At 71.9% G+C, this 23,003-nt stretch carries 18 protein-coding genes and 1 pseudogene; 7 read left to right on the plus strand and 12 right to left on the minus strand.

The genetic code is table 11. From position 1 onward, the window contains the following. Nucleotides 1-6 precede the first annotated feature (6 nt). From QRX60_RS42595 to QRX60_RS42615, 5 genes are all read right to left on the minus strand, one after another. Nucleotides 7-918 (minus strand): NADP-dependent oxidoreductase, encoded by a 912-nt coding sequence (locus QRX60_RS42595; RefSeq protein WP_285997142.1) that lies wholly within the window; start codon nt 916-918, stop codon nt 7-9. A 10-nt stretch (nt 919-928) separates the two neighbouring features. Beyond that, entirely contained in the window at nt 929-1,567 is a 639-nt protein-coding gene (locus tag QRX60_RS42600) for an HD domain-containing protein (RefSeq protein WP_285997143.1), read from the minus strand. Continuing rightward, on the minus strand, nt 1,564-2,292 hold the full coding sequence (locus tag QRX60_RS42605) for an alpha/beta fold hydrolase (protein ID WP_285997144.1): 729 nt from the start codon (nt 2,290-2,292) through the stop codon (nt 1,564-1,566). The genes QRX60_RS42600 and QRX60_RS42605 overlap by 4 nt, the downstream gene beginning before the upstream one ends. Nucleotides 2,293-2,450: 158 nt before the next feature. Next, nucleotides 2,451-2,696: an ATP synthase subunit c family protein gene (locus tag QRX60_RS42610; protein WP_285997145.1), complete on the minus strand. Its 246-nt coding sequence runs from the start codon at nt 2,694-2,696 to the stop codon at nt 2,451-2,453. A gap of 317 nt (nt 2,697-3,013) precedes the next feature. Beyond that, entirely contained in the window at nt 3,014-3,397 is a 384-nt protein-coding gene (locus QRX60_RS42615; protein WP_285997146.1) for a MarR family winged helix-turn-helix transcriptional regulator, read from the minus strand. Nucleotides 3,398-3,611: 214 nt separating this feature from the next. On the opposite strand from QRX60_RS42615, the gene QRX60_RS42620 reads away from it, so the two are divergent. Beyond that, the gene (locus QRX60_RS42620) at nt 3,612-4,802 is read left to right on the plus strand and encodes an FAD-dependent monooxygenase (protein ID WP_285997147.1); all 1,191 of its coding nucleotides are present in this window, start codon (nt 3,612-3,614) and stop codon (nt 4,800-4,802) included. Between the two features lie 49 nt (nt 4,803-4,851). Here QRX60_RS42620 and QRX60_RS42625 read toward each other — a convergent pair whose 3' ends face one another. Further along, complete coding sequence (locus QRX60_RS42625) at nt 4,852-5,364, minus strand: glycine betaine ABC transporter substrate-binding protein (protein WP_285997148.1); 513 nt, start codon at nt 5,362-5,364, stop codon at nt 4,852-4,854. A 213-nt stretch (nt 5,365-5,577) separates the two neighbouring features. On the opposite strand from QRX60_RS42625, the gene QRX60_RS42630 reads away from it, so the two are divergent. Then, nucleotides 5,578-7,416 carry a glycoside hydrolase family 5 protein gene (locus QRX60_RS42630; RefSeq protein ID WP_286003813.1) on the plus strand — a complete coding sequence of 613 codons (1,839 nt, stop codon included), beginning with the start codon at nt 5,578-5,580 and terminating at the stop codon, nt 7,414-7,416. A gap of 39 nt (nt 7,417-7,455) precedes the next feature. On the opposite strand, the gene QRX60_RS42635 is transcribed toward QRX60_RS42630, so the two are convergent. Genes QRX60_RS42635 through QRX60_RS42645 form a run of 3 tightly spaced genes read right to left on the minus strand, consistent with a single transcriptional unit; the run spans nt 7,456 to nt 10,765 of the window. Continuing rightward, nucleotides 7,456-8,211: an SDR family NAD(P)-dependent oxidoreductase gene (locus QRX60_RS42635; protein WP_285997149.1), complete on the minus strand. Its 756-nt coding sequence runs from the start codon at nt 8,209-8,211 to the stop codon at nt 7,456-7,458. Between the two features lie 11 nt (nt 8,212-8,222). Beyond that, on the minus strand, nt 8,223-9,215 hold the full coding sequence (locus QRX60_RS42640) for an LLM class flavin-dependent oxidoreductase (protein WP_285997150.1): 993 nt from the start codon (nt 9,213-9,215) through the stop codon (nt 8,223-8,225). Further along, nucleotides 9,212-10,765 (minus strand): acyl-CoA synthetase, encoded by a 1,554-nt coding sequence (locus QRX60_RS42645; RefSeq protein WP_285997151.1) that lies wholly within the window; start codon nt 10,763-10,765, stop codon nt 9,212-9,214. The genes QRX60_RS42640 and QRX60_RS42645 overlap by 4 nt, the downstream gene beginning before the upstream one ends. A gap of 116 nt (nt 10,766-10,881) precedes the next feature. Here QRX60_RS42645 and QRX60_RS42650 point away from each other — a divergent pair. Continuing rightward, a pseudogene (locus QRX60_RS42650) lies at nt 10,882-11,484 on the plus strand (TetR family transcriptional regulator); the annotation flags it as partial. A gap of 124 nt (nt 11,485-11,608) precedes the next feature. Here QRX60_RS42650 and QRX60_RS42655 read toward each other — a convergent pair. The 3 genes from QRX60_RS42655 to QRX60_RS42665 are packed head-to-tail and all read right to left on the minus strand — an operon-like array spanning nt 11,609 to nt 14,968. After that, nucleotides 11,609-12,517, minus strand: coding sequence for a PfkB family carbohydrate kinase (locus tag QRX60_RS42655; protein ID WP_285997152.1), 909 nt, complete (start codon nt 12,515-12,517; stop codon nt 11,609-11,611). Beyond that, nucleotides 12,514-13,986 (minus strand): purine-cytosine permease family protein, encoded by a 1,473-nt coding sequence (locus tag QRX60_RS42660; RefSeq protein WP_285997153.1) that lies wholly within the window; start codon nt 13,984-13,986, stop codon nt 12,514-12,516. The genes QRX60_RS42655 and QRX60_RS42660 overlap by 4 nt, the downstream gene beginning before the upstream one ends. Next, nucleotides 13,934-14,968 (minus strand): ADP-ribosylglycohydrolase family protein, encoded by a 1,035-nt coding sequence (locus tag QRX60_RS42665; protein WP_285997154.1) that lies wholly within the window; start codon nt 14,966-14,968, stop codon nt 13,934-13,936. Before QRX60_RS42665 ends, QRX60_RS42660 begins: the two co-directional genes overlap by 53 nt. Before the next feature lie 161 nt (nt 14,969-15,129). Between QRX60_RS42665 and QRX60_RS42670 the strand changes: the two genes are divergently transcribed. The 4 genes from QRX60_RS42670 (at nt 15,130) to QRX60_RS42685 (ending at nt 22,962) form a co-directional block, all read left to right on the plus strand. Continuing rightward, complete coding sequence (locus QRX60_RS42670; RefSeq protein ID WP_285997155.1) at nt 15,130-18,456, plus strand: glycosylhydrolase-like jelly roll fold domain-containing protein; 3,327 nt, start codon at nt 15,130-15,132, stop codon at nt 18,454-18,456. Nucleotides 18,457-18,511: 55 nt separating this feature from the next. Next, on the plus strand, nt 18,512-19,609 hold the full coding sequence (locus QRX60_RS42675; protein ID WP_285997156.1) for a ferredoxin reductase: 1,098 nt from the start codon (nt 18,512-18,514) through the stop codon (nt 19,607-19,609). A 16-nt stretch (nt 19,610-19,625) separates the two neighbouring features. Beyond that, nucleotides 19,626-20,888, plus strand: a complete 1,263-nt coding sequence (locus QRX60_RS42680) for a fatty acid desaturase family protein (RefSeq protein WP_285997157.1) — start codon at nt 19,626-19,628, stop codon at nt 20,886-20,888. 100 nt (nt 20,889-20,988) lie between these two features. Continuing rightward, nucleotides 20,989-22,962: a hypothetical protein gene (locus QRX60_RS42685; RefSeq protein WP_285997158.1), complete on the plus strand. Its 1,974-nt coding sequence runs from the start codon at nt 20,989-20,991 to the stop codon at nt 22,960-22,962. The last annotated feature ends 41 nt before the right edge of the window (nt 22,963-23,003 follow it).

Genomic DNA, 23,003 nt, shown 5'->3' on the forward strand with positions numbered 1-23,003 from the left:
GGGTCCTCAGTCCGTCGTGACCCGGATGATCGTCTTGCCGCGGGTGCGCCGGCGGCGGGCGAACGCGTCGGGCGCCTCCGCCAGCGGGCGCACGTCACCGACGAGGGGCTTCAACCGGCCGTCCCGCACCCGCTGGGCCAGGTCCGCGAGCCGGGCCCGGTCGGGTTCGACCACGAAGAACACCGCGCGCCCGTCCTGCGGCCGCACCTTCGGCGGCTCGGCGACGGTCACCAGGGTGCCGCCGGGCCGCACCAGCGCGGCCGACTTCGCGAGGACGTCGCCGCCGATGACGTCGAACACCACGTCGGCTTGCTCGCCGGGATCGGCTTCCGGGTCCTGGAACGCCTCGGCGCCGAGGCCGAGCACGAGGTCGCGGTCGCCTTCCCGGCCCGTGCCGATCACCCGGGCCCCGGCCTCCCGGGCGAGCTGGACGGCGATCGACCCCACCGCGCCGGCGGCGCCGTGGATCAGCACGGTCTGGCCGGTGGTGAGCCCGGCGTGGTCGAACAGCCCCTGCCACGCGGTCAGCCCGGAGATCGGCAGCGTCGCGGCCACGGTGTGGTCGATGTCGGCGGCCAGCGGCGCGAGGTTGCGCGCCTCGACGGCGGTGTATTCGGCCAGGGAACCGTTGCGCGCCCAGTCGGCGAGGCCGAAGACCCGCTGGCCGACGGTGAGGCCGGTGGTGCCGTAGCCCAGTCCGGTGACGACACCGGACAGCTCGTGCCCCGGCACGCTGGGCGTGCGGTCGCGGCCGGCGCGGTCGGTCCAGGTGGCGGGCCAGGTGAGCTCGCCGGGGGTGAAACCGGCGGCGTGCACCCGCACGATGACGTCGTTCTCGGCGGCGTGCGGGTGCGGCAGGTCGGTGAGGGTGAGCCCCTCGATGCCCGCGTCGCGGTCGGTGACGGTGATGGCTTTCATGGCTGCTCCTTCAGCTGGGCCACGCGGACCCGAGAACGCGCTCGACGGTCGTCGTGCGCCGGTAGCCGGGGAGGAAGTGCTCGATCACGTCGGCGTTCACGGTGCCGTTGGTGGTGTCCGGGCGGTTCTTCTGCCCCTCGAAGTAGGCGGTCAGGAACTCGTTCTTGAAGTCGCCCCGCGGGTGCACGGCGAGGATCTCCCCCAGCCGGTCGGCGTCCAGCCCGTCGAGGCCGAACCCGACGATGTCGGTGAGCACGCCGAAGTGGGTGGTGGCGATCTCGGGACCCATCCGGCCGGGGATGCCGGGCGTGGTGTGCAGCGCGATCGCCGTCCAGACGGTGTCCGCGGCGGCGGGCGAGAAGCCGTGCTCCAGCAGGAAGCGGCGTCCGTGGTCGGCGCCGTCGACCTCGAAGCGTTGCTCCGCCTCGGAAAACGGCGTCGCGAGGCCGGTGTCGTGGAACATGGCGGCCAGGTAGAGCAGCTCCGGATCCGGCTCCACGCCGATCCGCTCGGCGTGGAGCCGGCCGAAGAAGTAGACCCGGCGGGAGTGGTGGTAGACGAGCGGGCTGGTCGTCTCCCGGAGGTGCCGCGTCGCTTCGGCGACCGCAGCCGTGTCCGGGACCTCCACACCCGCGATGACTTCTGTCATGACTTCTGCCTTTCCTTTTCGAGCACCGCGACGAAGGCGTCGGGACGGGTCAGGAACGCCTCGTGATCCCCGGGAACCTCGCTCGGCTCGACCCCGAGCCGATCGGGGAACCGCGGGCACCAAGCGTATTCCCCCGGCGGCATGGCCAGATCCGCTTCGCCGGCCAGGTAGCTGACGGGCAGCCCGAGCGACGACAGCGCCGGCGCGTCCATGGGCTGCTCGAAGTAGCTCATCGGCTGAGGAACGAGCAGGTCGTACAGGAGCTTCCGCGCGGGCTCGGGGGTTTCCTGGGCGAAGGCGTCCTGCCAGACCTGGTAAGGGAGAACGACCGAATGGTCGCCCGACTCGCGGGCGAGCTGCCGGAACAAGGCGGCGTGCCCGGGCGGCACGTCGTCCACGAGGGGAACGCCGTCCTGCGGGACGAAGGCGTTGTGGAAGACGAGCCGGCGCAACCGTCGCGGGACCCGGTGGGCCGCGCCGAAGACCGGGTAGCCACCCCAGCTGTGGCCCACCAGGGTGACGTCGGTGAGGTCGTTCGCGTCGAGGAAGCCGGCGACGAAGTCGACGGTGTCGGCGAGCTCGAACCGCCGGGGATCGTCGCCGTCGTCCAGGCCGGGCAGGGTGAGCGCGAAGACCCGGTGCCCGCGGGCGCGCAGCCGGTGCGCGACGGGCCGCCAGGACCAGGCGCCGTGCCAGGCACCCGGGACGAGGACGTAGGTCTCCATCGAGCGACCACCTTTCCGTGGCTCACCACCGAAGGGCACCATCGCCACCCGGCCTGCGCTCGACGCTAGCCCGGAGTTTCGTTACAGTCAAGTTCTGTAACCTATCTAACGCGGCCGGCGGCGCCTGCGCGCGGAAGCACCGCGCGCAGGCGCCGGACTCACTTGGTGGACGCGATGAAGTACACGACGATGCCGATCAACGCGAGAACTTCGGTCAGCACGAAGGTCGAGTAACCGATCGTCTGCAGTTTTCCTCGCGCTTCCGGCTGGCGCGCGGTACCATTGATGACGGCCGCGAAAATGAGCCCGACTCCGATTCCCGGGCCGATCGCGCCCAGTCCGTAGCCGATGGCGGCGAGGCCGGGGTTGATGTTGGCAGTCTGGGCCAGAACAGCGTCGTTCATGGACATTCCCCTTCACATCGGTCCACGCGCATGCTCGCGCGGAACAGCGGCTTCTCGTGTCGCAGGCAGCAGAACAAAGGCGCCGGAATCAGCGGCTGCGTCAGATTGATTGGTCTCGCCGGGCAGGAAAGTCGACGGGGCGGGATATCACCGGAACCGATGGTTCGAACACGGCAAGGATATCATCAAAAGGGACAGAATGCCCGTGCACGGAATGCGTTACCACGTTTCGCTCACAGCGAAGAAGCCGAGCTGCCGATCAGCGGGTCAGCTCCACGCCCTGGCGCCCGCGCCGGCGGTCGCGATCCAGCGAAGGATCAGTCCGCTTCGCCGGTCGCCGCAAGGAACGCCGCGAGGTCGTCGGTGAACCGCAGCAGCAGGTCGTAGAAGGTCTTGCGGTCCTTCGAGGACCAGCCGGACAGCGCCTCGCCGAACCAGCCGAGCAGCGTGGTGACGTACCGGTCGGCCAGCTCGGCGCCGTCCGGGGTCAGCTCGACCAGGCGGGCGCGCCGGTCGCCGGGGTCGGCCAGGCCGTGCACGAGCCGCCGCCGCTCGAGCACGTGCAGGTGCCGCGTGACGTGCGGCCCGGCGACCTGCATCCGGTCCGCGATCTCGCCGACGCGCATCGCCTTCCCGGTCATGTGCAGGGCGAGGATGATCGACAACCCCGGCCGATCGAGGTCGGCCCCGACCTGCTTCATCGCCCGCTCCCCAGGCCACTGCGGTTCATCAGGTTGCCCAGCTGCACGAGCCGGGGCAGCACGGAACGCAGTTCGGCCCCGTCGCCGGCTTCAGTGGCGGCCATCACACCCCTTAGATAGCTAACTTAGGTATATAGTTGCGTCATGCCGCTGATCTTCCCCGGCATTGTCGCACCCGCAACATAGATACCTAACTTAGCTATCGGGGGTTGTCATGCACACCGAACCACGCTCCGTCCTGATCTCGGGCGCGAGCATCGCCGGTCCCGCGCTGGCCTTCTGGCTGCGCAAGGCCGGATTCGCGGTCACCGTCGTGGAAAAGTCCGCCGAGCTCCGCGACGGCGGCTACCCGATCGACGTCCGCGGCACGGCCCTGGACGCCGTCCGGCGGATGGGGATCCTCCCCCACCTGCGGGACCTGCACATCTCCACCCGCCGGCTGGTCTTCCTCGACACCGACGGCAGCGAAGTCGCGTCGGTGGACCCCACCACGATCGTCGGCGGCGTCGACGGTGAAGACGTCGAGATCCGCCGGGGCGACCTGACGCGGACGCTGTACGACCTCGTGCGCGACGACGTCGACATCCGGTTCGGCGACAGCGTCGAAACCCTGGCGCAGCACGACGACGGCGTCGACGTCACCTTCCGGAGCGGCCACCAGGCCGGCTACGACCTGGTGATCGGCGCCGACGGCCTGCACTCGAACACCCGCGGGCTGGTCTTCGGCGACGAGGAGCGCTTCCACCACTACCTCGGCTACTGCTTCGCCGGGTTCACCGCGCCCAACGAGTTCGGCCTCCACCGCGAGGGGCTGATGTGGAGCACCCCGGGCAAGGGCGCGGCGCTCTACGCGGTCCTCGAAAGCAAGGAGGTCCACGGCTTCCTGGTCTTCGCCCGGCCGGACGCGCCGCTCGAGGCGTTCCGGGACCCCGAGGCACAACGGGATCTCGTCGCCACGACCTTCGCCGGCGAAGGCTGGGAGATCCCGCGCATGGTCACGGCGATGCGCGAGGCCGACGACCTGTTCTTCGACGTCGTCAGCCAGATCCACCTGCCACGGTGGACGAACGGCCGTGTCGCGCTCGTCGGCGACGCGGCCTACGCCCCGTCGTTCTTGACCGGCCAAGGCACCAGCCTCGCCCTCGTCGGGGCGTACGTGCTCGCCCACGCGCTGGCCACGATCCCCGGCCACACGGCGGCGTTCGCGGCCTACGAGAGCCGGTTGCGGGCCTTCGTCGAACGCAACCAGGCCCTGGTGAGCGAAGGCAGGGCCACGCTGTTCCCGGCCACGGCGGAGGCCCTCGAACAGCGGAACGCCGCGCTCCGGCAGCTCACCGGGGCACCGGCGCCTGCACCGCGCCCCGAGCACTCGGCGCTCACGCTGCCGGACTTCCCGGACCGCTGACCAGCACGGGGCGGCGGGGGCCAACGCCAGGGTCGTGCGGTGGGCGGCGTCAGATGATGAAGCCCGCCGCCTTGAGCCAGTCGTGGGCCACCGCCGCCGGCTTCCGGCCGTCCACGCTCACCTTCTTGTTCAACTCCGTGAGCGTCGCGGTGTCGAGCTTGGCCGCGATCGGCGTGAAGACCTGCTCCAGCTGCGGGTACTTCCCGGCGAGACCGGAGGCGATCGTGATCGCCGGGTTGTACGTCGGGAAGAAGTGCTTGTCGTCCTCCAGCACGGTCAGCTTCTGCCCGGCCACGCGCCCGTCGGTCGAGGCGACCGAGCCGAAGCCGCAGGGGTCCCCCTTGCCGACGCTGGGATAGACGACGGCGTCGTTGAGCAGGTGCACCTGCGGATCGGGCAGGGTGAACGCGTAGGTCTTGGCCAGGCCGGGGAACCCGTCGTCCCGGAACGCCGCGGTGGTCGTGGTCGCCAGCGAGCCGAGCCACCGCCGCCGGTAGGTGAGCAGGCCGATCGTCATCCCGACCAGCACGGCGAGCGCGACCGCGGCGAGGGTGAGGTCCACGTGGAGGATCGCGTCGTTGACGACGTCGATCCAGTTCTCGCGGAGGTACTCCCACAGGCTCAGGACCGTGCTCCTCGACGTTGCGGGGGCGGTGAATAACCGACCGGGTCTCCAGCCCAACACGCCCGGACGCCTTCTGTCCACCCGTCGAGTTGATCCACATGGCCGTATGCAACTCGGGGGTAGGGTGGTTAACCTCCGCCCGTGAGGTTCCTGGGTGTCGTGCTCACCGTGCTCTCGGCCGTGGGCTCCGTGGTCGTTCCCGCCTTGCCTGCGTCGGCCGCTGCCGATCCGCCGGCCTTCGTGGGTCCGCTCAGCACCCGGGGCCGCTACATCGTCGACGCGAACGGCGACCGCTTCAAGCTGAAGGCCGCGAACTGGCACGGCGCGAGCGGCACGTGGACCGGGTCGGGCGACGTGAACGACCCCGCGAACCACCACGCCGGCGAAATCGCCTACCAGACCCCGCTCGGGCTGGACCGCGCGTCGATCGACACCGTCATCGACGGGCTCGCGCAGCTGGGCCTCAACAGCGTGCGGTTGCAGTTCTCGAACGCGATGATCCACGACCCGCGGCCGGTGCCCGACCTGCCGGCCAACCCCGGCCTGCACGGGCTGACCCCGCTGCAGGTGTACGACCGCGTCGTCGAGCGGCTCACCGCGCGCGGGTTCGCGGTGATCCTCAACAACCACACCACGACGTCGCGCTGGTGCTGCGGGCTCGACGGCAACGAACGCTGGAACACCGCGCAGACCGAGCAGCAGTGGCAGGACGACTGGCTGTTCATGGCCCGCCGCTACGCCGCGAACAAGCGGGTCGTCGGCGCGGACCTGTACAACGAGGTCCGCCGCAACACCTTCGACGACCCGAACTGGGGCTGGGGCAACGACAAGGACTGGCAGCGCGCGAGCCAGCAGGTGGGCGACCGCATCCTGACCGAGGCCAACCGCGACCTGCTGATCATCGTCGAGGGCATCAACTGGACCGGCCTGCCGATCGACGGCTTCGCGCACGGACGGCCCACGCTGGAGCCCGCCCGCACGCTGTCGCACACGCTCGTCGACTCCGGGAAGCTCGTCTATTCGGCGCACTTCTACGGCTACACCGGCCCGAACCACTCCGGCGCGACCGGCATCGGCGAGACGCACGACCCGCGCTACCGCGACCTCTCGCTCCAGGAACTGCGCGACACCCTCTACCGGCAGGCGTTCTTCGTCGAGCAGGACACCGGCAAGCACTACACCGCGCCGCTGTGGATCAGCGAGTTCGGCGAGGGCCGCGGCACCACGGACGCCGCGTCCCGCGCCTGGTTCGAGAACTTCGTGGACTACCTGGCCCAGACCGACACCGATTTCGCGTACTGGCCCGCCGTGGGCTTCCAGACGAACGGCTCGGGAGACGGGTGGTCGCTGCTCGCCTGGGACGCGGCCGGCCACCGCATCGACGTCCTCGACGGCACCGACTGGCGTGGCCCGGCCTGGCAGCGGCTGGTGACCGCGCCCTCGCGCACCGGGCAGGTCGCGCCGGCCGAGCGCTGGTCGATGCTCAACCTGGACTACGCCGACTTCCAGGAGTCACGCACGGTGCGCGCGCTGGGCGACTGGGATTCGGGCGCGCGCAAGGGCGCCTGCCCCGACGGCCAGCGCCTCACCGGCCTGGCGCACACCGGCGGCCGCGGCCTCTGCACCGGCACGCTGCCCACTCCGACGGGCTACGCCGTGGTCCGCGACGAGTCCTATGTGGACACCGACTGGGCGTCGGGCTACACCAAGGCGCAGTGCCCGCCCGACCACGCCGTGGTCGGCTACAGCGTCAAGGGCGCGGCGGTCTCCGCGGTGCTGTGCGGCCGCTCCCCCACGCCGCTCGGCCGCACCGGCCGCACGGTCTGGTTCGACCGCGGCGACAACCGGCCGGCCGGCGACCCGGGTGGGGACTTCGCCACGGGCAACTACAAGGGACAGTGCGCGCCGGGCGAGTACGTCGCCGGTGTGGCGTACACCGGCCGCATCGGCTCGAACCGCACACCCGACGCGCTGCTCTGCCGCTCGTGACCACGGCCGGTGGGTCGCCCGGACCCACCGGCCGCCGGGTCACACGAGCGACGCGGTCAGCCCGCCGTCGAGGACGTAGTGGCTGCCGGTGATCCACGTCGCCCGGTCGGACGCCAGGAACGCCGCCACCTCCGCGATGTCCTGCGGGGTGCCGAGGCGGCCCTGCTTCGCCGCGACGAGGTCGCCGAACGGGACCTGGGTCGCGGCCTCGAAGTCGGGCACCAGGCGCTCGACCATGGCCGTGTCCGCGAAGCCCGGGCAGACCGCGTTGACCCGGATGCCGGCCGGGCGCATCTCCACCGCGGCGACCCGGGTCAGCTGGATGACCGCCGCCTTCGTCGCGCAGTAGGAGCCGAGCAGCGGGCTGCCGCCGATGCCGGCGATCGAGGCGATGTTGACGATGTTCCCCTTGGACTCCACCAGGTGCGGGGTCGCCGCCTTCATCGCCACGAACGTGCCGCGCACGTTCACCGCGAAGATCTTGTCGAAGCTCTCCGTGGACTGCTGCAGCAGCGGCGACGAGACCTCGATCCCGGCGTTGTTGACCAGGACGTCGAGGCCGCCGAGGAGGTCGACCGCCTGCTGGATGGCGGCCTGGACCTGGGCCTCGTCCGTCACGTCGCAGTTCGCGACGCCGGCGGCGCCGATCTCGTCGGCCGCCTGCTTGGCCGCGTCGGCGTTCATGTCGCTGACCACGACCCGGGCGCCGCGTTCGGTGAACAGCTTCGCGATCGCCTTGCCGATGCCGGCGCCGGACCCGGTGACGAAGACGCGCTTTCCCTCGAGTTCGGACATGCTGGTTCCTCTCACATCGCTTCGATCTTGGGCAGGATCTCTTCCTTCAGGCGTTTCATGTCGTCGAGTGTCTTCGCGACCGGGACGTCCTGGAAGGGCGGCCACAGGAACGGCATCGTCAGGCCTGCTTCCCGGTACCGCTTGAGCTGGTCGGTGATCTGCGCCTCGGAGCCGACGAGCAGGTTGGTGCCCTTGCCCCTCGGGCTCTGGTCCATGTCCTGGTCGGTGATGACGAACCAGATCATGCTGGAGATCTCGAGGTCGTCGACCGACCGCCTGGTGTCGAGTTCGTCGAGCTCGCGCTGGATCTCGGTGCGCCACCGCTGGATGTCCTCGGGCGAGTCCTGGATCCCGATCCAGCCCGACAGGTTGTACTTGGCGATCCGGCTGGCCGAGCGCTTCGGGTCCTTGAGGCCGCTGAAGAAGATCGGCGGGTGCGGCTTCTGCACCGGCTTGGCGCCGAATCCGGCCGGCTCGAAGTCGGCGAACTCGCCGTGGTACTCGAAGACCTCGTTGGTCCAGATGCCCTGCATGATCTCCAGGGTTTCGCGCACATGCTTGTGCCGCTTGGGAAATATGTGCGCGGCGCTCGCGGCGGCGAACTCTTCCGGCATCCAGCCGGAGCCGACGGCGACGTTGAGCCGGCCTCCCGAGAGGTGGTCGATGGTGGCCAACTCGGCGGCGAGGACGCCGGGCGAGCGGTAGGGCGTGTCGATGATGCTCATGCCGATCCGCACCTTCGACGTCTTCGCCGCGAGCCACGGGAGCAGCGGCATGCCCTGGAGGAACTCGCCCCGCGAGCTCACCGGGAGTTGCCTGCCCATTTCGTCCAGCATCCCGAAGGGGTACTGCATTTCCCCTCGGTCCGAGGCCTCCGGCACGATGATCCGGTCGAGCGTCCAGACGGAGTCGAAGTCGAGGTCTTCGGCGAGCGCGGTGAGGTCTTCGAGCTCCCGGACGGTCACCTTGTCCCGGAAGTTCGGCAGGTAGAGCGCGAGTTTCATGGTCGGACAGCCTCCTTGCTGCGTTCGGTGAAGGTGGAGCGGATGTCGGCTTTGAGCACTTTGCCGACGGTGGAGCGCGGCAGCTCCGGCCAGATCTCGATCTGCTTCGGCGCCTTGACGCTGCCGATGCGGTCCTTGACGAACGCGATCAGCTCGCCCGTGTCCAGTTCCTGGCCGGGCTGGAGCTGGACGACGGCGGTGACGCGTTCGCCCCACTTGTCGTCGGGCAGCCCGATCACGGCGCAGTCGCGGACGGCGTCGTGGGCCATCACCGCCTGTTCGACCTCGGCGGAGTAGACGTTGAAGCCGCCGGTGATGACCATGTCCTTGGCGCGGTCGACGATGTGGAGGAAGCCCTCGTCGTCGAGGAACCCGATGTCGCCGGTGTGGTGCCAGCCGTGGGCCGACGCCTCCGCCGTCGCCTCGGGGTTGCGGTAGTAGCCGGCCATCACGAGCGAACCGCGCACGCAGATCTCCCCGCGCTCCCCCTTCGGGACGGGCCGCCCGTCCTCGTCGAGGATCGACACGGTGACCAGCGGCGAGGGCCGGCCGGCCGACGCCAGCCGTCCCGTGTGGATGGTCCCGTCGGGTCTGCGGTGCTCCGCGGGCGACATCGTCGAGATCATCATCGGGGCTTCGGACTGGCCGAACAGCTGGGCCATCGGGCCGATGCGGTCGAGGGCTTCGGTGAGCCGGGCCGTCGACATCGGGGCGGCGCCGTACCAGAAGCACTGCAGGGACGACAGGTCCGTGCGATCGAGCGCCTCGTGGCCGAGCACCATGTAGATCAGCGTCGGCGGTAGGAACGTGTGGGTGACGCGGTGGCGTTCGATCAGTTCCAGGAAGCGGCCGACGTCGGGCTTGGCCATGATCACGACTTCGCCGCCGCGGGCGAGGATCGGGAAGCACAGGACGCCGGCCGCGTGGGTCAGCGGGGCCAGGGCCAGGTACACCGGACGTCCGTCGAAGGGGTAGCTCATCAGCGTGATCGCCGACATCGCTTCGAGGTTGCGGCCGGTGAGCATGACGCCCTTGGGCCGGCCGGTGGTGCCCCCGGTCCCGACGAGCGCGACGACGTCGTCGGGTTGCGCGGCTTCAGCAGGGGGATCGTCGCGGGCGGCGTCGAGCCAGTCCGGGAAGCCCGGCGCGAAGTCGTCGCCGTCGCCGAGGCGGACCAGGGTGGTCAGCTTGGGGAGCTTCGGGGCGATCTCGCGGACGAGGTCTTCGAAGCCGGGCTGGAAGATGAGGGTGGCACAGTCGAACAGGTCCAGGAGTTCGGCGTTCTCGCCGGCGGCGTTGCGCGGGTTGATCGGGCACCACACGGCACCCGCACGGGCGATGCCGAAGACGCAGGTGAACGCGGTCGGGTCGTTGGCCGAGAGGATGCCGACCTTGTCCCCCGGCCGCACGCCGGAGTGCCGCAGCGCGCGGGCGACGGCCCCGGCGAGTTCGACCACCTGGCCGTAGGAGACGGAACTCCCGTCGAGGGTCAGGCAGGGCGCATCCGGGTCCAGGGAGGCGCCTTTTTCCAGGTAGAAGTACAGAGACATCGTCGTCCCTCCGGAGCTCCGTCGGTCGCTGGACACGACCTTGGCCGCCGTTTGGACGAATGTCAAGATTTTCTTGGACGATTGGTCAGAGAAGCGCTCGATGGTATCTTCGGCCGGTGACCAGCCCAGCCGCCGTGCGGCGCCGGACCCGGGTCGACAAGTTCGAGGACCGCCGCCGCGAACTCGCCGACGCGGCCCTGCTCGCCCTCGCCGACCTCGGCTACGCCCGCACGAGCCTGCGCACGATCGCCGAGCACACCCAGTTTTCGCACGGGCTGCTGCACTACTACTTCGCCGACAAGGTCGAGCTGATCACGTACTGCGTCCGCCGCTACAAGGAAGCGTGCGTGAAGCGCTATGAGGGCGGCGTGGGCGGGGCAGCCACCCCGTCCGCGCTGGCCGAAGCGTGCGCGGACGGGCTGGCGGCGGCGCTCGAAGAGGCACCGCTCATGCACCGGCTCTGGTACGACCTGCGCTCGCAGTCCCTGTTCGAGGAGGCGTTCCGCGACGACGTCGCCGAGATCGACGACAGCCTGCAGGAGATGATCTGGCGCAACGTCCGCGCCTATGCGGATCTGGCGGAGGTCGAGCCGACCTGCACGCCGCCGGAGGCGTACGCCCTGTTCGACGGCCTGTTCCAGCAGGCGCTGCAGCGCCACATCGTCGGCGCCGAGGACGCGCTCGACGACCTGCGGCGCGGGGTGCGGAAGCTGTTCCCCGCCTCACCGGCTGACGGCCGGCGGGATCACGCGGATCCCGGTCCGGATCGTGCCCGGCTCGCTCGACACCGGCCCCGCGGCCGTCACGGGAATGCCGAGCGCCGGGCACGACGGCGAGGCGGTGCTACCCGCGGTGACCGGCTTCCTGCCGGCTCGTGGCCAAGAGTTCGTCGACCTCCGCGCGGGACGGGCTCGTCGCCGGGCCGTACCGCCCGACGGCGATCGCCGCGGCCGCGTTCGCCCGCTCGGCCGCGACGAGGAGCGGCGCCCCGCGCAGCAGCTCCGCCGCCAGCACCCCGGCGTGGGCGTCCCCGGCGCCGTTGGTGTCCACCGGGTCGACCGGGAACCCCGGGACGTGCGCGGTCACCCCGTTCTCCGTGACATCGCAGCCTTCCGCACCGACGCGCGTGACCCGCACCGGCACCGCCCCGACCCCGTCCACAGTGGACATCGTTTCGGCCTCGGCGGCATTGCACGAGAGGATGTCGACGTGCGGCAGCAGAGCCCGCCAGACGTCGGGGGCGACGTCGGCCGCGAGCGGGCCGGGGTCCAGCAGCACCCGGTGCTCCCCCACCGCCGGCAGCCACTCGAGCAGCGCGTCCCGGTTGGCCTCGCGGACCAGGCTGTACCCGGTGACGTACACCAGGTCCCCGGGCCGTAGCCGCACCCGGCGCAGGTGCTCGGCCGTGAGGGTCCCCTCGGCGCCGGTCTCGGTGACGAACGTCCGCTCGCCGGCGGCGTCGACCAGGACGACGCACACCCCCGTGTCGCGCGTGGCCGGGAGCTGGACCAGCTCGACGCCTTCGGCCGCCAGCGCGTCCCGGACCAGGTCGCCGAACCGCCCGGTGCCGTGCTCCCCCGCGTACACGACCGCCGCCCCCGCGCGGGCCGCGGCGGCCATCACGTTGAACCCGCCGCCCGCGGTGAAGCGGACGTCCGAGGCGAGCACGTCCCCGCCCGGGGGCGGCAGCGCCTCGACCCGCATCACGAGGTCGACGACGGCCTGTCCGGTGTGGACGAGCCGGCCGGTCATCGCCGGATCCTCGCACCGCCGAGCGCGGCGTACAACCCGGCGCCCACGGCGAAGGTGACGACCCAGCCGAGCCCGTTGGCGCCGAGCCAGGTGCCGGCGAGCGGTCCGGTGAACCAGGCGTCGGCCCCGGTGCCGGCCGTGGTGAACAGGTAGCCCGCGACGATGGCCGCGGCCCAGGCCAGCAGGGCGCGCGGCTCACAGCCCGCGCGGTACCAGTACGCGCTCGTGCGGTGGACGTCCATCAGTGCCGCCGGGTCGTAGTCGCGCCGGCGCACCATGTCGACCACGAACACCCCGACCCACGCCGTGATCGGCACGGCCAGCAGGCTGATGAACGCGATGAACGGGCCGTAGAACCCGTCGGCCACGAGCATGAAGTACAGCGAACCGAGGAACGTCACGACGATGTCGACCACCACGGCGTACACGCGCTTGATCCGGATGCCCAGGGTCAGCGTGGTGAGGCCGGCGGAGTACACGGAAAGGTGGTTCGAGAGCAGCAGCCCGCCGAACGCGGCGATCAGGTACGGCACCGCCATCCAGCTCGGCAGCAGCTCGCGGATGGCCGCGACCGGGTCACCCGCCGAAGCGAGCGAGGGGTCGTCGGCCGAGACCAGGCTGCCCAGCGAGATGAGCAGCACCAGCGGGATTCCCGCGCCCGCCGCGGCGGAGGCGACGAGCGAGCCCGCACGCACGCTGGGCGACTGGTAGCGCGACATGTCGGCGGACGCGTTCGCCCAGCCGATCCCGGTCCCGGCGGCGATGGTGCCGACCCCGGCGATCATCGCGCCGACCGGCGCCGGCGAGGCGGCGAACACCTGACCCCAGTGGATCCGGGTGACGAGGCTGACCGCGACGACCACGTTGAGCGCGCCGAAGATCCACGTCGACCAGCGCTGCACCGCCACCAGCACCGCGTGCCCGAGACCGGACACCGTCACGGTGAGCAGGACGAACAACGCGACGCCGGCGATCGTCAGCACCGGTGAGGCCTTCGCGTCCGCGTTCGCGCCGAACAGGATCGCGCACAGGGAGAGGAACGCGAACGCCGCGGTCGTCGTGTTCACCGTCTCCCAGCCGAGCCGGGACACCAGCGACACGACGGTCGGCCCGATGTTGCCCCGGACGCCGAACACCGCGCGCGACAGCGTGAGCCCGGGCGCACCGCCGCGCCGGCCCGCGATCGAGACCACGCCGACGACCGCGAACGACCCGGCGGCGCCGAGCACCGCGACGAGCGCCGCCTGCCAGAACGCCAGGTGCTGCACCGCGACCAGGGTCGCGCCGAGCGGCAGCCCGAGGATGCTGATGTTCGCGGCGAACCACACCCAGAACAGCTGCATCGGGTGCCCGTGGCGTTCGGCGGCGGGCACGGGCTCGATGCCGCGGGTCTCCAGCGCTCCTGTCCGCTCCGGGCTAGCCACCTTGTCCGCAGCACTCGTGCCGGGGACCTGAGCTGATTCGACCATCGTTACCTCGCACCTGCAGGAGGCCGTCCACGATGACGGCCAGATCGAGCCGGTTGACCGCGCGCACCTTATCGACCAGGTGGGCGGGCAGTCCGGAAATCCCGTGGTGTGCGCCGAGGATCGCCCCGCACACGGCTGCCACGGTGTCGGTGTCGCCGCCGATCTCGGCGGCGAGGGTCAGGGCAGCGGCCGGGTCGTCGCCGAGGTTTTCGGCGAGCGCGAACGCGGCGACCACGGATTCCTGCGCGGCGACCGACGTCCCGATGACCCCGGTGAGCGCGTCGGCCAGGCCGCCGCGGTCCAGGCCCCGCACCCAGCCGCGCGCCCACGCGATGCGGGCGGCGATGTCCCCGCCGGCGACCCAGTGCCCGCGCAGCGCGCCGGCGGCCGCGGCTCGCTCCGCTTCGTCCAGGGAGGTCTCGAGGCCGGCACCATCCACGCCCGAGGAAACCGCGGCCGCCACCGCGGCGGCCGCGGCGATCCCCAGCCCGGTGTTGTGGGTGACGCGGCTCGCCGCGACGACGGCGTCGAGGAATCCGTCGCCCAGCGGGGTCGCGATGCCGACCGGGGTGATCCGCATGGCGGCGCCGTTGGTGGCGCCGTCCCGGCCGGCCTCGTCGGCGGCGGCTCCCGCGTCGAGCCGGTCGAGGGCGCGCCGGGTCGAGGGCCCCAGCAGGTCGAGCGAGCCGCGGCGGATCATGTCCGCCTCCCACTCCCGCAGGGCGGCGGCGAAGGCCTGGGCGTCGATCCGGCCACCGCCGTCGATCGCCAGCCGGGCGACGAGCACGGCCTGCTCGGTGTCGTCGGTGATCGACCCGGCCGGCATCCCGGGCGCGATCGGCTGCTCCGCGACGGCGTCGACGAAGCCGCTGATGGGGCCGTACGCGGCGGCGATGGCCGAGCGCGACATCGACTGCGTCGGCATGCCGAGCGCGTCACCGATCGCGAGACCGTAGAAGGCGCCGAGCGCGCGCTCTCGCATCAGAGCCCGTCGAGTGAACATGTACAAACATGTACAGTCCTCCGGTCGGACATGTCAAGACCTGCCCCTGCGAGCACCCCCGTTCAGTCCTTGACGGACGTGACTCGGGTCACGTAAATTACCTGCCTATTGAATCGTTTCAAAATCCAGCTGGGGAGCCCATGACCGAGCACGACGAAGTGCGGATCACGTCCACCGGCGGTGTCCGGCTGTCGCGGCGGCACCTGCTCGCCCTCGCCGCGGCGGCGACCGTCGCCACCGGAGTGGCCGTCCGGGTGCCCGCCGCCGGGGCGGCCGCGGCGGCAGGCTTCCCCACGGACCGCTTCGCCGACCCGCGGCCCGACTCGCGCCCCACCGTGCTGTGGTTCTGGAACGGCACCGTCACGCCGGACCTCGTCGCCGCCGGGCTGGCGGACCTGCGCGGGCAGGGCGTGCACGAAGTCCTGCTCTTCCCCTTCGAGACCGCGGCCCTCAAGCCCGCTTTCTTCAGCGAGGACTGGTTCTCCGTCATCGAGTTCGCCCTGCGCGAGGCGCAGCGCCACGGCATGCACGTCTGGCTGTTCAACGACGACTACTTCCCGAGCGGCCGCGCCGGCGGGCTCGTCGTCGACGGCGGGACGGTCGGCGGCCGCGTGTACCCGCCGCGACCGGATCTGCGGCTCAAGGGCGTCGGGCACCAGGTGCTGACGGCCGCCGGCGGCGCACCGGTGCCGCTGGTGAGCCGCGGACTGTCCGTTTCGGACGGCCGGCTGCTCGTCGACGCGGCCGCCCGCGACGGCGTCACCCTGCTGCGGCAAGGTGCCCAGTGGCAGGACTACGACGTCGAGGCGAAGGTCCGCGTCGAGAGCGCGACCGCGGGCCTGATGGTGCGTAGCGCGAGCGAAGGCGACGGCGTCCTCGCCGACCTGCGGGCCGACGGCGCCGTCGACGTCTGGCAGCAGACCGGCGGCTCCTTCGCCCTGGTCCGCAGCGGCACGCCGGTGCCCGGGTTCGACGCGAGCGCGGACCACGTCCTCCTCGTGCGGCTCCGGGGCACGAACCTGGCGGTGACGCTGGACGGCACGGCACAGGCCCCGGCGGACATCGCCTTCGCCACCGGCCGTGTCGGGGTCCGGGCGGTGGCGAGCCAGCGGTCCTCCTGGGACCGCCTGACCGTCCGCGATCCCGCCGGAACCGTCCTGTACGACGAACCCTTCGACACCGCCGCCGCGCTCGACGCCTTCGACCTGCCCGCCGGCGGCCTGCCGCTGGTCGCCGCGACCGCCCGCCCGGCCGGCTCCACCGACCCGCGGTCGCTCGTGGACCTCACAAACCAGGCCCGCGCGGGCGGGACGTGGACCCCGCCGGCCGGCCGGTGGCAGCTGGACCTGTTCACCGTCCGCCCGCTGAGCACGCCCACCGGCTCCGGCCGGGCCTACCTGGACCTCCTGGACGACGAGGCGGTGCGGCTGTTCCTCGACGCCGTGCCGGGCGAGTACCTGCGCCGCTTCCCGTGGGCGGCGGAAGCGGTCCTGCGCGGCTTCGCCGACGACGAGCCCTACCTCGCCTCGGCGCACGGTCCCTTCGACACGGTTCCCTGGTCCCCCACCCTCGACGCCGAGCTGGGCCGTCTCGGGACGTCCGCCGGGATCGCGCTGACCGCGGTGCACGACGACCTGGGCCCGGACGGCCTCCGCCTGCGCGGGCTCTTCTGGCGCGCGGTGAGCAACCGGTTCGCGGCCGCCTACTACCGCACCCAGGGCCGGTGGATGGCCGACCACGGCCTCAAGCTGATCTCCAACCCGCTGTGGGACGAATACGGTCCGGGCGAGCAGCTGCAGAGCTCGGGCAACCTGAACGCGAACAACCAGTGGGCGCAGGTGCCGGGCACCGACCTGATCTTCGACCACTACCAGCGCGGCTACCACCGCACGCTGTCGCGGTTCCCGGCCAGCACCGCCCACCAGCTGGGGCTCGAGCGGGTCTACCTCGAGGCCATGGGCGGCACCGGGTGGACGGTGACCCCGGCCTTCGTCCGCGAGGTCGTCGGCGCGTTCGCCGTGCGCGGGGTCAACCACACGCTGCTGCACGCGCGGTTCAGCGACGAGAACCAGATCGTCTACCCGCCGCCGTTCCAGCCCGCCAACCCGTGGTGGCCGGTGTCCGCGCCGCTGAACGACTGGATCGGCAGGCTGATGGAAGCCTGCCGCGCGCCGGCCGCGGCGCGGACCGCGCTGCTGCAGCCGCAACGCGCCGCGGAGTCCACTCAGGACACCCCGGCGATGGCCGGGCTCGACACGGCGTTCCTGACCACCGCGCACGCGCTGGAAGACGTCCAGGTGGACTTCGACTTCCTCGACGAAGGCGCGCTCGACGCCGACCCCGCGCTGGTGACCCACGCCCGGCCGAGCGGGCCGAAGCTCGTCGTCGGGCAGCAGGCCTACCGGATCGTCGTGGTGCCGGAGACGCCGGTCCTGGCGCTCGGCGCGGTGCGGACGCTGACCCGGTTCGCCCGCGGCGGCGGCGTCGTGGTCGTCACCGGCGAGCCGCCGGCCCGCGAAGCCGGGGGCGACGACGCGGGCCTGCGGACCGCGCTGGCCGGGCTGTTCGCGACGCGCTCGGTGACCCGGGTGGCCGACCCGGGTGCGGCCGCGGCCGCGGCGGTCACCGCCGGCGGCGCGGCGGCCGCGCTGGACCCGCCGCACTCCGACGTCCGGGTGCTGCGCCTGGAAAACCGCGGCGAGCAGGCGTTCGTCGTGGTGAGCGAGCGTGCCGACGCCGTGGACCTGACCGCGACCTTCCCGGCGGCCGGCGTCCCCGAGGTGTGGGACCCGGACACCGGTTCGGCGGCTCCGGCGGGCACCTGGCGCAAGGCCGGGGCCGGCACGGCGGTGCCCCTGCGGCTGGAGCCGAAAGCGGCCGTGCTGGTGGTCTTCCGCGGCGGGCGGGAACCCCTGCACGCGGTCTCCGCCTCGGCGCCGGTCGACCGCATCGACGGCCGGAGCGCGATCGTGCGGGCGAGCGGACCGGGCCGCATCACCGTCACCGCGACGGACGGCGCACGCGGCTACACCGGCGCGGCGACGGTCTCGGACTCCCTCGAGGCCGTCCCGCTCGGCGGCGACTGGACGTTCCGCTTCGACCGCCCGGGCGCGCCGGTGACCACGCGCCCGCTCGGCTCGTGGACCGACGTGGACGCCGCGTACTCCGGATCCGCCTGGTACGAAACGGAGTTCGCCGTGCCCGCCGTCCCCGGCCGGCGGTGGGCGCTCGACCTCGGCGAGGTCCACGAGGTGGCCGAGCTGGAGGTCAACGGCACGGCTGCCGGGTGCCGGCTGTGGCCGCCCTACCGGATCGACGTCACCGCCGTCCTGCGCCCCGGCCGCAACCGCGTCCGGGTGCGGGTCACGAACACCGGTGCGAACGCGCGGGGCCAGGCGCTCGCGTCCGGGCTCCTCGGGCCGGTGACCCTGCGGCCGTACCGGCTCGTCCGCGTGCCGCTGACTTAAACGTTTCACGCCTCTCGGCGTGCCAGTTGAGTGCACGTCTGTACACTCAACTGGCATGGCTGAAGTGGGGATGCGTCCCCCGGCGTCGCCGCTGCGGCGCCGGGCACTGCGTGCGTTGCGATGGCTGTTCACCCCCCTGCGCCCGGACGACTACCTCGAACTGATCAACCCGCTGTGGTCGACCCGGGAGCTGCGCGGGCGCGTCGAGCGCGTCGAGCCCGAGCGGGGAGGCGCGGCCACCGTGCTGATCCGGCCGGGCTTCGACTGGGTCGGGCACCGGCCGGGGCAGTACGTGCGGCTGGGGGTGGTCATCGACGGCGTCCACCACTGGCGCGCGTACTCGCTGACGTCGAGCCCGGACCGCGCCGACGGGCTGATTTCGGTCACTCCCAAGAGGGTCGACGGAGGGGTCGTCTCGCCGTTCCTGGTCGACCGGGTCCACCCGGGCGAGGTCGTGCGGCTCGGCGAGGTCGAAGGGTCCTTCACCCTGCCGGACCGGCTGGACCGCGGCCTGCTGTTCGTCACCGCGGGCAGCGGCATCACGCCGGTGATGAGCATGCTGCGCCACCTGGCGCCGGGGCCCGGCCTGCGCGACGTCGTCCACGTGCACTCGGCGCGGGAGGCGGACGGGGTGACCTTCGGCGACGAGCTGGCCGCGCTCGACGAGCAGCACCAGGGGTTCCGGCTCGAGCTGCGCATCACCGGCGAGGACGGCCGGTTCACCCCCGCCGACCTGGACACCCTGTGCCCGGACTGGCGCGAGCGGGAAACCTACGCGTGCGGACCCGGCGAACTCCTCGACGCGCTGCAGTCGCACTGGAAGCGCCACGGCGACGCCGGCCGGCTGCACCACGAACGGTTCCAGCCGATCGTCGGCGGCGAGGACGCCGAAGGCTCGGGCGGCACCGTGCGGTTCGCGCACCGCAACCTCGACGCGGACTGCCCGCCCGGCACCCCGATCCTCGTCGCGGGCGAGAACGCGGGCGTCGACATGCCCTTCGGCTGCCGGGTCGGGGTCTGCCACACGTGCGTGCTGCCGATCCGGGAGGGCCGGATCCGCGACCTGCGCACGAACGCCGTCAGCGAGAAGCACAACGAGATCGTGCGCACCTGCGTGCACGGCGCCGAAGGCCGGGTCACGGTCGAACTCTGAGCGGAGAAAGGAACCCATGACTGCCACCGAGCACCCGTTCGCCCACCTGAGCGAGAACCAGCTCGCCGAGCTCGCCCGCGAGTTCGACGCCATCCACGACCAGGTGCGCGCCGACCTGGGCGAGCGCGACCGCCGGTACATCAAGGGCGTCATCCGGCTGCACCGGCAGATCGCGGTGGCCGGCCGGGCGCTGCTGCTCGGCTCCCGGTCCAAGGTGGCCTGGACGGCGGGCACCGGCTGCCTGGCGATCGCGAAGATCCTGGAGAACATGGAGATCGGGCACAACGTGCTGCACGGCCAGTGGGACTGGATGAACGACCCCTGCATCCATTCGTCCACTTGGGACTGGGACACCGCTTCGACGGCGGCGGCGTGGAAGCACTCGCACAACTACATCCACCACACCTACACCAACATCCGCGGCAAGGACAAGGATCTCGGCTACGAGATCATGCGCATCGACCCGCACCAGAAGTGGCACCCGGCGTACCTGGCCCAGCCGTTGTACAACCTGCTGCTGATGGCCTTCTTCGAGTGGGGCGTCGCGGTGCACGACATGGACGTCGAAGCCATCCGCGCCGGCGAAAAGCCGATGAAGGACGTGTGGCACGACATCAAGGGCATTTCGGGCAAGGCCCGCGACCAGATCCTGAAGGACTACGTCGGCTGGCCGCTGGTGAGCGCGCTCGCCGCGACCGCTGTCGGCCGGCTCGTGCACCGCGAGCCGCGCTCCCGGGCCCGGGTACTGGCGGACCGGGCCCGCGGCCGGCGCCGGAAGGGTGCGGTGCGGGCCCGGCTCGCCGCCGCCCGTGCCGAGGGCGCGGGCACGTTCGCCGCGACGTTCTGGGCGGACTTCACCGCGAACATCATCCGCAACCTGTGGGCGCACTCGATCATCTTCTGCGGCCACTTCCCCGACCAGACCTACACGTTCAGCCAGGACGAGGTCCGCGACGAGACCCGCGGCGGCTGGTACGTGCGCCAGCTCGTCGGCGCGGCGAACATCACCGGCTCCCCGCTGTTCCACCTGCTGAGCGGGAACCTCGGCTACCAGGTCGAGCACCACCTGTTCCCGGACATGCCCAGCAGCCGCTACGCCGAGATCGCCTCGCAGGTCCGCGAGATCTGCCGGCGCTACGGCCTGCCGTACAACACCGGCCCGCTGTCCAAGCAGCTCGGCACGGTGCACCGCACGATCCTGCGGCTGGCGTTCCCCGGCGGGAAGGTCCGCCCGAAGCCCGGCCCGTACCGGGGGGACGAGCTGGAACGCGCCGCCTGAGCACCGGTCCGACGCCGTGGTCCGCGGGCGGGGTACGACCATCCGGTCGATAGCTCCATTTCGCTCGTATCAGCTCGCGGCACCTCCTACTCTCACTGGTGTGGACGGCATCGAGAGTCTCCGGCACGCGATCGAGACGATCCCCATTCCCGGCGCCCCACCCCGGCTGTCCCGGCAGGGCGCGGCCGTCGGGCTGGCGCTCCTGGACACCTCGTTGCGGCTCAACCACGTGCGCCGGCTGACCGAGCGGCTGACCGTGGTCGAACACGGCACCGCGCGGCGGAGCACGGAGGTCGACGTCAGCCTCAAGCTCCTCGACGAGGGACAGCGTCAGGCGACCGCGCAGCTGCAGGACCTCATCGGCCAGGAACACGGCGAGCGGGCCGCCTCGAGACCGGCGCGGCAGCGTTCCCTGTGGGTGCCGCTGGCCCGGCTGCCGCGCCGCGACGTCTCCCCCATCGACGTGTTCGACAGCGCCGGCCAGAAGCTGCCGCGGCTCACCCAGCACGAGGCCTCCCGGCTGGTCGCCGCCGGGCTCTACCGGCTGCTGCGCGGGATCCTCACCGGCGACGAAAACGCGCAGACCGCCAAGCACGAGCTGAACACGTTCCTCTTCCAGGTCCACGAACCGCGCTGGCTCATCCAGCAGGCGCTGCTGACGCTGCTCACCGAGCGGAACCACCCGGAGGAGGAGTTCGCGCTGGCCCCGGCCCGCGGGACGGTGCCCGGGTACGGCAGGCAGTGCCGGGAACTGGCGCTGGACATCCTCTCCGGCTGCGCGGACCTACTGGTCGAATACGCGTACCTGCTGAACGTCGCCGTCCGCGACTACATGCTGGTCGTGGCGCTGGACGACTCGGTCGAGGAACACCGGCTCAGCTACGAAACCCCGCTGCACGTCGACGCCCGGCAGCCCGTCGCGAAGGAGCAGTGGCGGCGGCTGGCCGCCAGCCGCCGCGGCTACGTCGTGACCTACGAGACCATGATCCCGGCGACGCTGAAGTCCTACCACCTGGTGGCCGCAACCGCGCCGGAGGCCGAGATCTCCCGGATGTACCTGTCCACCGACGCCGATCAGCATCAGGTCGACAGCCTGGCCGAGGACCTGCTCTCGCTGGCCGAACGGCAGGACGCCGCCCCGCTGCAGGAAGCCGACGGCGCCCGGCACAAGATCCTGGAGCTGCAGGCGCAGACCGTGCTGCGGCGGCTCGCGGACCTGGTGCGCCGCCGCAAGTGGGAGGCCGGCCAGTCCGGGGTGGAGCTGTCGCCGCGCAGCCTGCCGGCCTGCCACCGGCTCGCCGCCGCGGCCACGACGGGTGAGGCGGTGCGGACGGACTCGGGCGAACTGGACAACTCGCTGCGGCGGCACCCGGAGTTCACGTCCGCGAACTTGCGGGAGGCCGCGCGGGAGCTGATCGACCGGGAGTTCGGGCAGGACCTGGTGCTGGTCAACGGCGTGGCCGACAACGAGGCGCGGGCCTACTGGCGCCGCTCCGGCGGCCGCGACCCGCGCGGCGACCACATCCGGATCCGCGCGACGCTCGTGCTCAAGGACTCCACGAAGTCCGGTCCGCTCAACGTGACGTTCTACGCGCTCGCCGTCGCGACGGTCTCGTTCGTGCTCGGCTGGCTGCTGGTGGGCAGTCCGTGGCCGTACGGCCGGGCCGCCACCGAAGCGCTCGGCCACGTCGGCGACGGCCAGTCCGTGATCACCATGCTGCTGCTGTTGCCGGGCTTCCTCTACAGCCGCCTGTCGCTGCCGCCGCGCCGCACCGTGCTCGGTTACCTCGGCACGCTGCCGCAGACACTCGTGCAGCTGAGCATCGCGGCCGTCGCCGGGTTCGCGGCGGCCGTCGCGACGCAGAGCCGGGGCGAGGTCGTGCAGGTCGCGCTCACGATCGCCGTCGGGCTGCCGGTGCTCGCCGCGCTCGTGCTGTTCGGCCAGGCGTCGTGGCGCGAATCGGCGATCCCGCTGTCCCGCATCGGGGCGCCGCGGTGGGTGGGTACCGGCGCCTGGGACCGCCGCAAGCCGCTCGAAGCCGACGTGCGGTTCGACTCGTCCGGAGGGTGGTGAGGGATGCGCAGCCAGCGGATCTCCGTGCGGAACGTGGCCGA

Source organism: Amycolatopsis mongoliensis (assembly GCF_030285665.1).
In the GTDB taxonomy this organism is placed as follows: domain Bacteria; phylum Actinomycetota; class Actinomycetes; order Mycobacteriales; family Pseudonocardiaceae; genus Amycolatopsis; species Amycolatopsis mongoliensis.

What these genes read in the sequence shown, in the direction of transcription:
- QRX60_RS42595 (WP_285997142.1), bottom strand. Translation starts at nt 918, where the DNA reads ATGAAAGCCATCACCGTCACCGACCGCGACGCGGGCATCGAGGGGCTC.
- QRX60_RS42600 (WP_285997143.1), bottom strand. Translation starts at nt 1,567, where the DNA reads ATGACAGAAGTCATCGCGGGTGTGGAGGTCCCGGACACGGCTGCGGTC.
- QRX60_RS42605 (WP_285997144.1), bottom strand. Translation starts at nt 2,292, where the DNA reads ATGGAGACCTACGTCCTCGTCCCGGGTGCCTGGCACGGCGCCTGGTCC.
- QRX60_RS42610 (WP_285997145.1), bottom strand. Translation starts at nt 2,696, where the DNA reads ATGAACGACGCTGTTCTGGCCCAGACTGCCAACATCAACCCCGGCCTC.
- QRX60_RS42615 (WP_285997146.1), bottom strand. Translation starts at nt 3,397, where the DNA reads ATGAAGCAGGTCGGGGCCGACCTCGATCGGCCGGGGTTGTCGATCATC.
- QRX60_RS42620 (WP_285997147.1), top strand. Translation starts at nt 3,612, where the DNA reads ATGCACACCGAACCACGCTCCGTCCTGATCTCGGGCGCGAGCATCGCC.
- QRX60_RS42635 (WP_285997149.1), bottom strand. Translation starts at nt 8,211, where the DNA reads ATGTCCGAACTCGAGGGAAAGCGCGTCTTCGTCACCGGGTCCGGCGCC.
- QRX60_RS42640 (WP_285997150.1), bottom strand. Translation starts at nt 9,215, where the DNA reads ATGAAACTCGCGCTCTACCTGCCGAACTTCCGGGACAAGGTGACCGTC.
- QRX60_RS42645 (WP_285997151.1), bottom strand. Translation starts at nt 10,765, where the DNA reads ATGTCTCTGTACTTCTACCTGGAAAAAGGCGCCTCCCTGGACCCGGAT.
- QRX60_RS42655 (WP_285997152.1), bottom strand. Translation starts at nt 12,517, where the DNA reads ATGACCGGCCGGCTCGTCCACACCGGACAGGCCGTCGTCGACCTCGTG.
- QRX60_RS42660 (WP_285997153.1), bottom strand. Translation starts at nt 13,986, where the DNA reads ATGGTCGAATCAGCTCAGGTCCCCGGCACGAGTGCTGCGGACAAGGTG.
- QRX60_RS42665 (WP_285997154.1), bottom strand. Translation starts at nt 14,968, where the DNA reads ATGCGAGAGCGCGCGCTCGGCGCCTTCTACGGTCTCGCGATCGGTGAC.
- QRX60_RS42670 (WP_285997155.1), top strand. Translation starts at nt 15,130, where the DNA reads ATGACCGAGCACGACGAAGTGCGGATCACGTCCACCGGCGGTGTCCGG.
- QRX60_RS42675 (WP_285997156.1), top strand. Translation starts at nt 18,512, where the DNA reads ATGGCTGAAGTGGGGATGCGTCCCCCGGCGTCGCCGCTGCGGCGCCGG.
- QRX60_RS42680 (WP_285997157.1), top strand. Translation starts at nt 19,626, where the DNA reads ATGACTGCCACCGAGCACCCGTTCGCCCACCTGAGCGAGAACCAGCTC.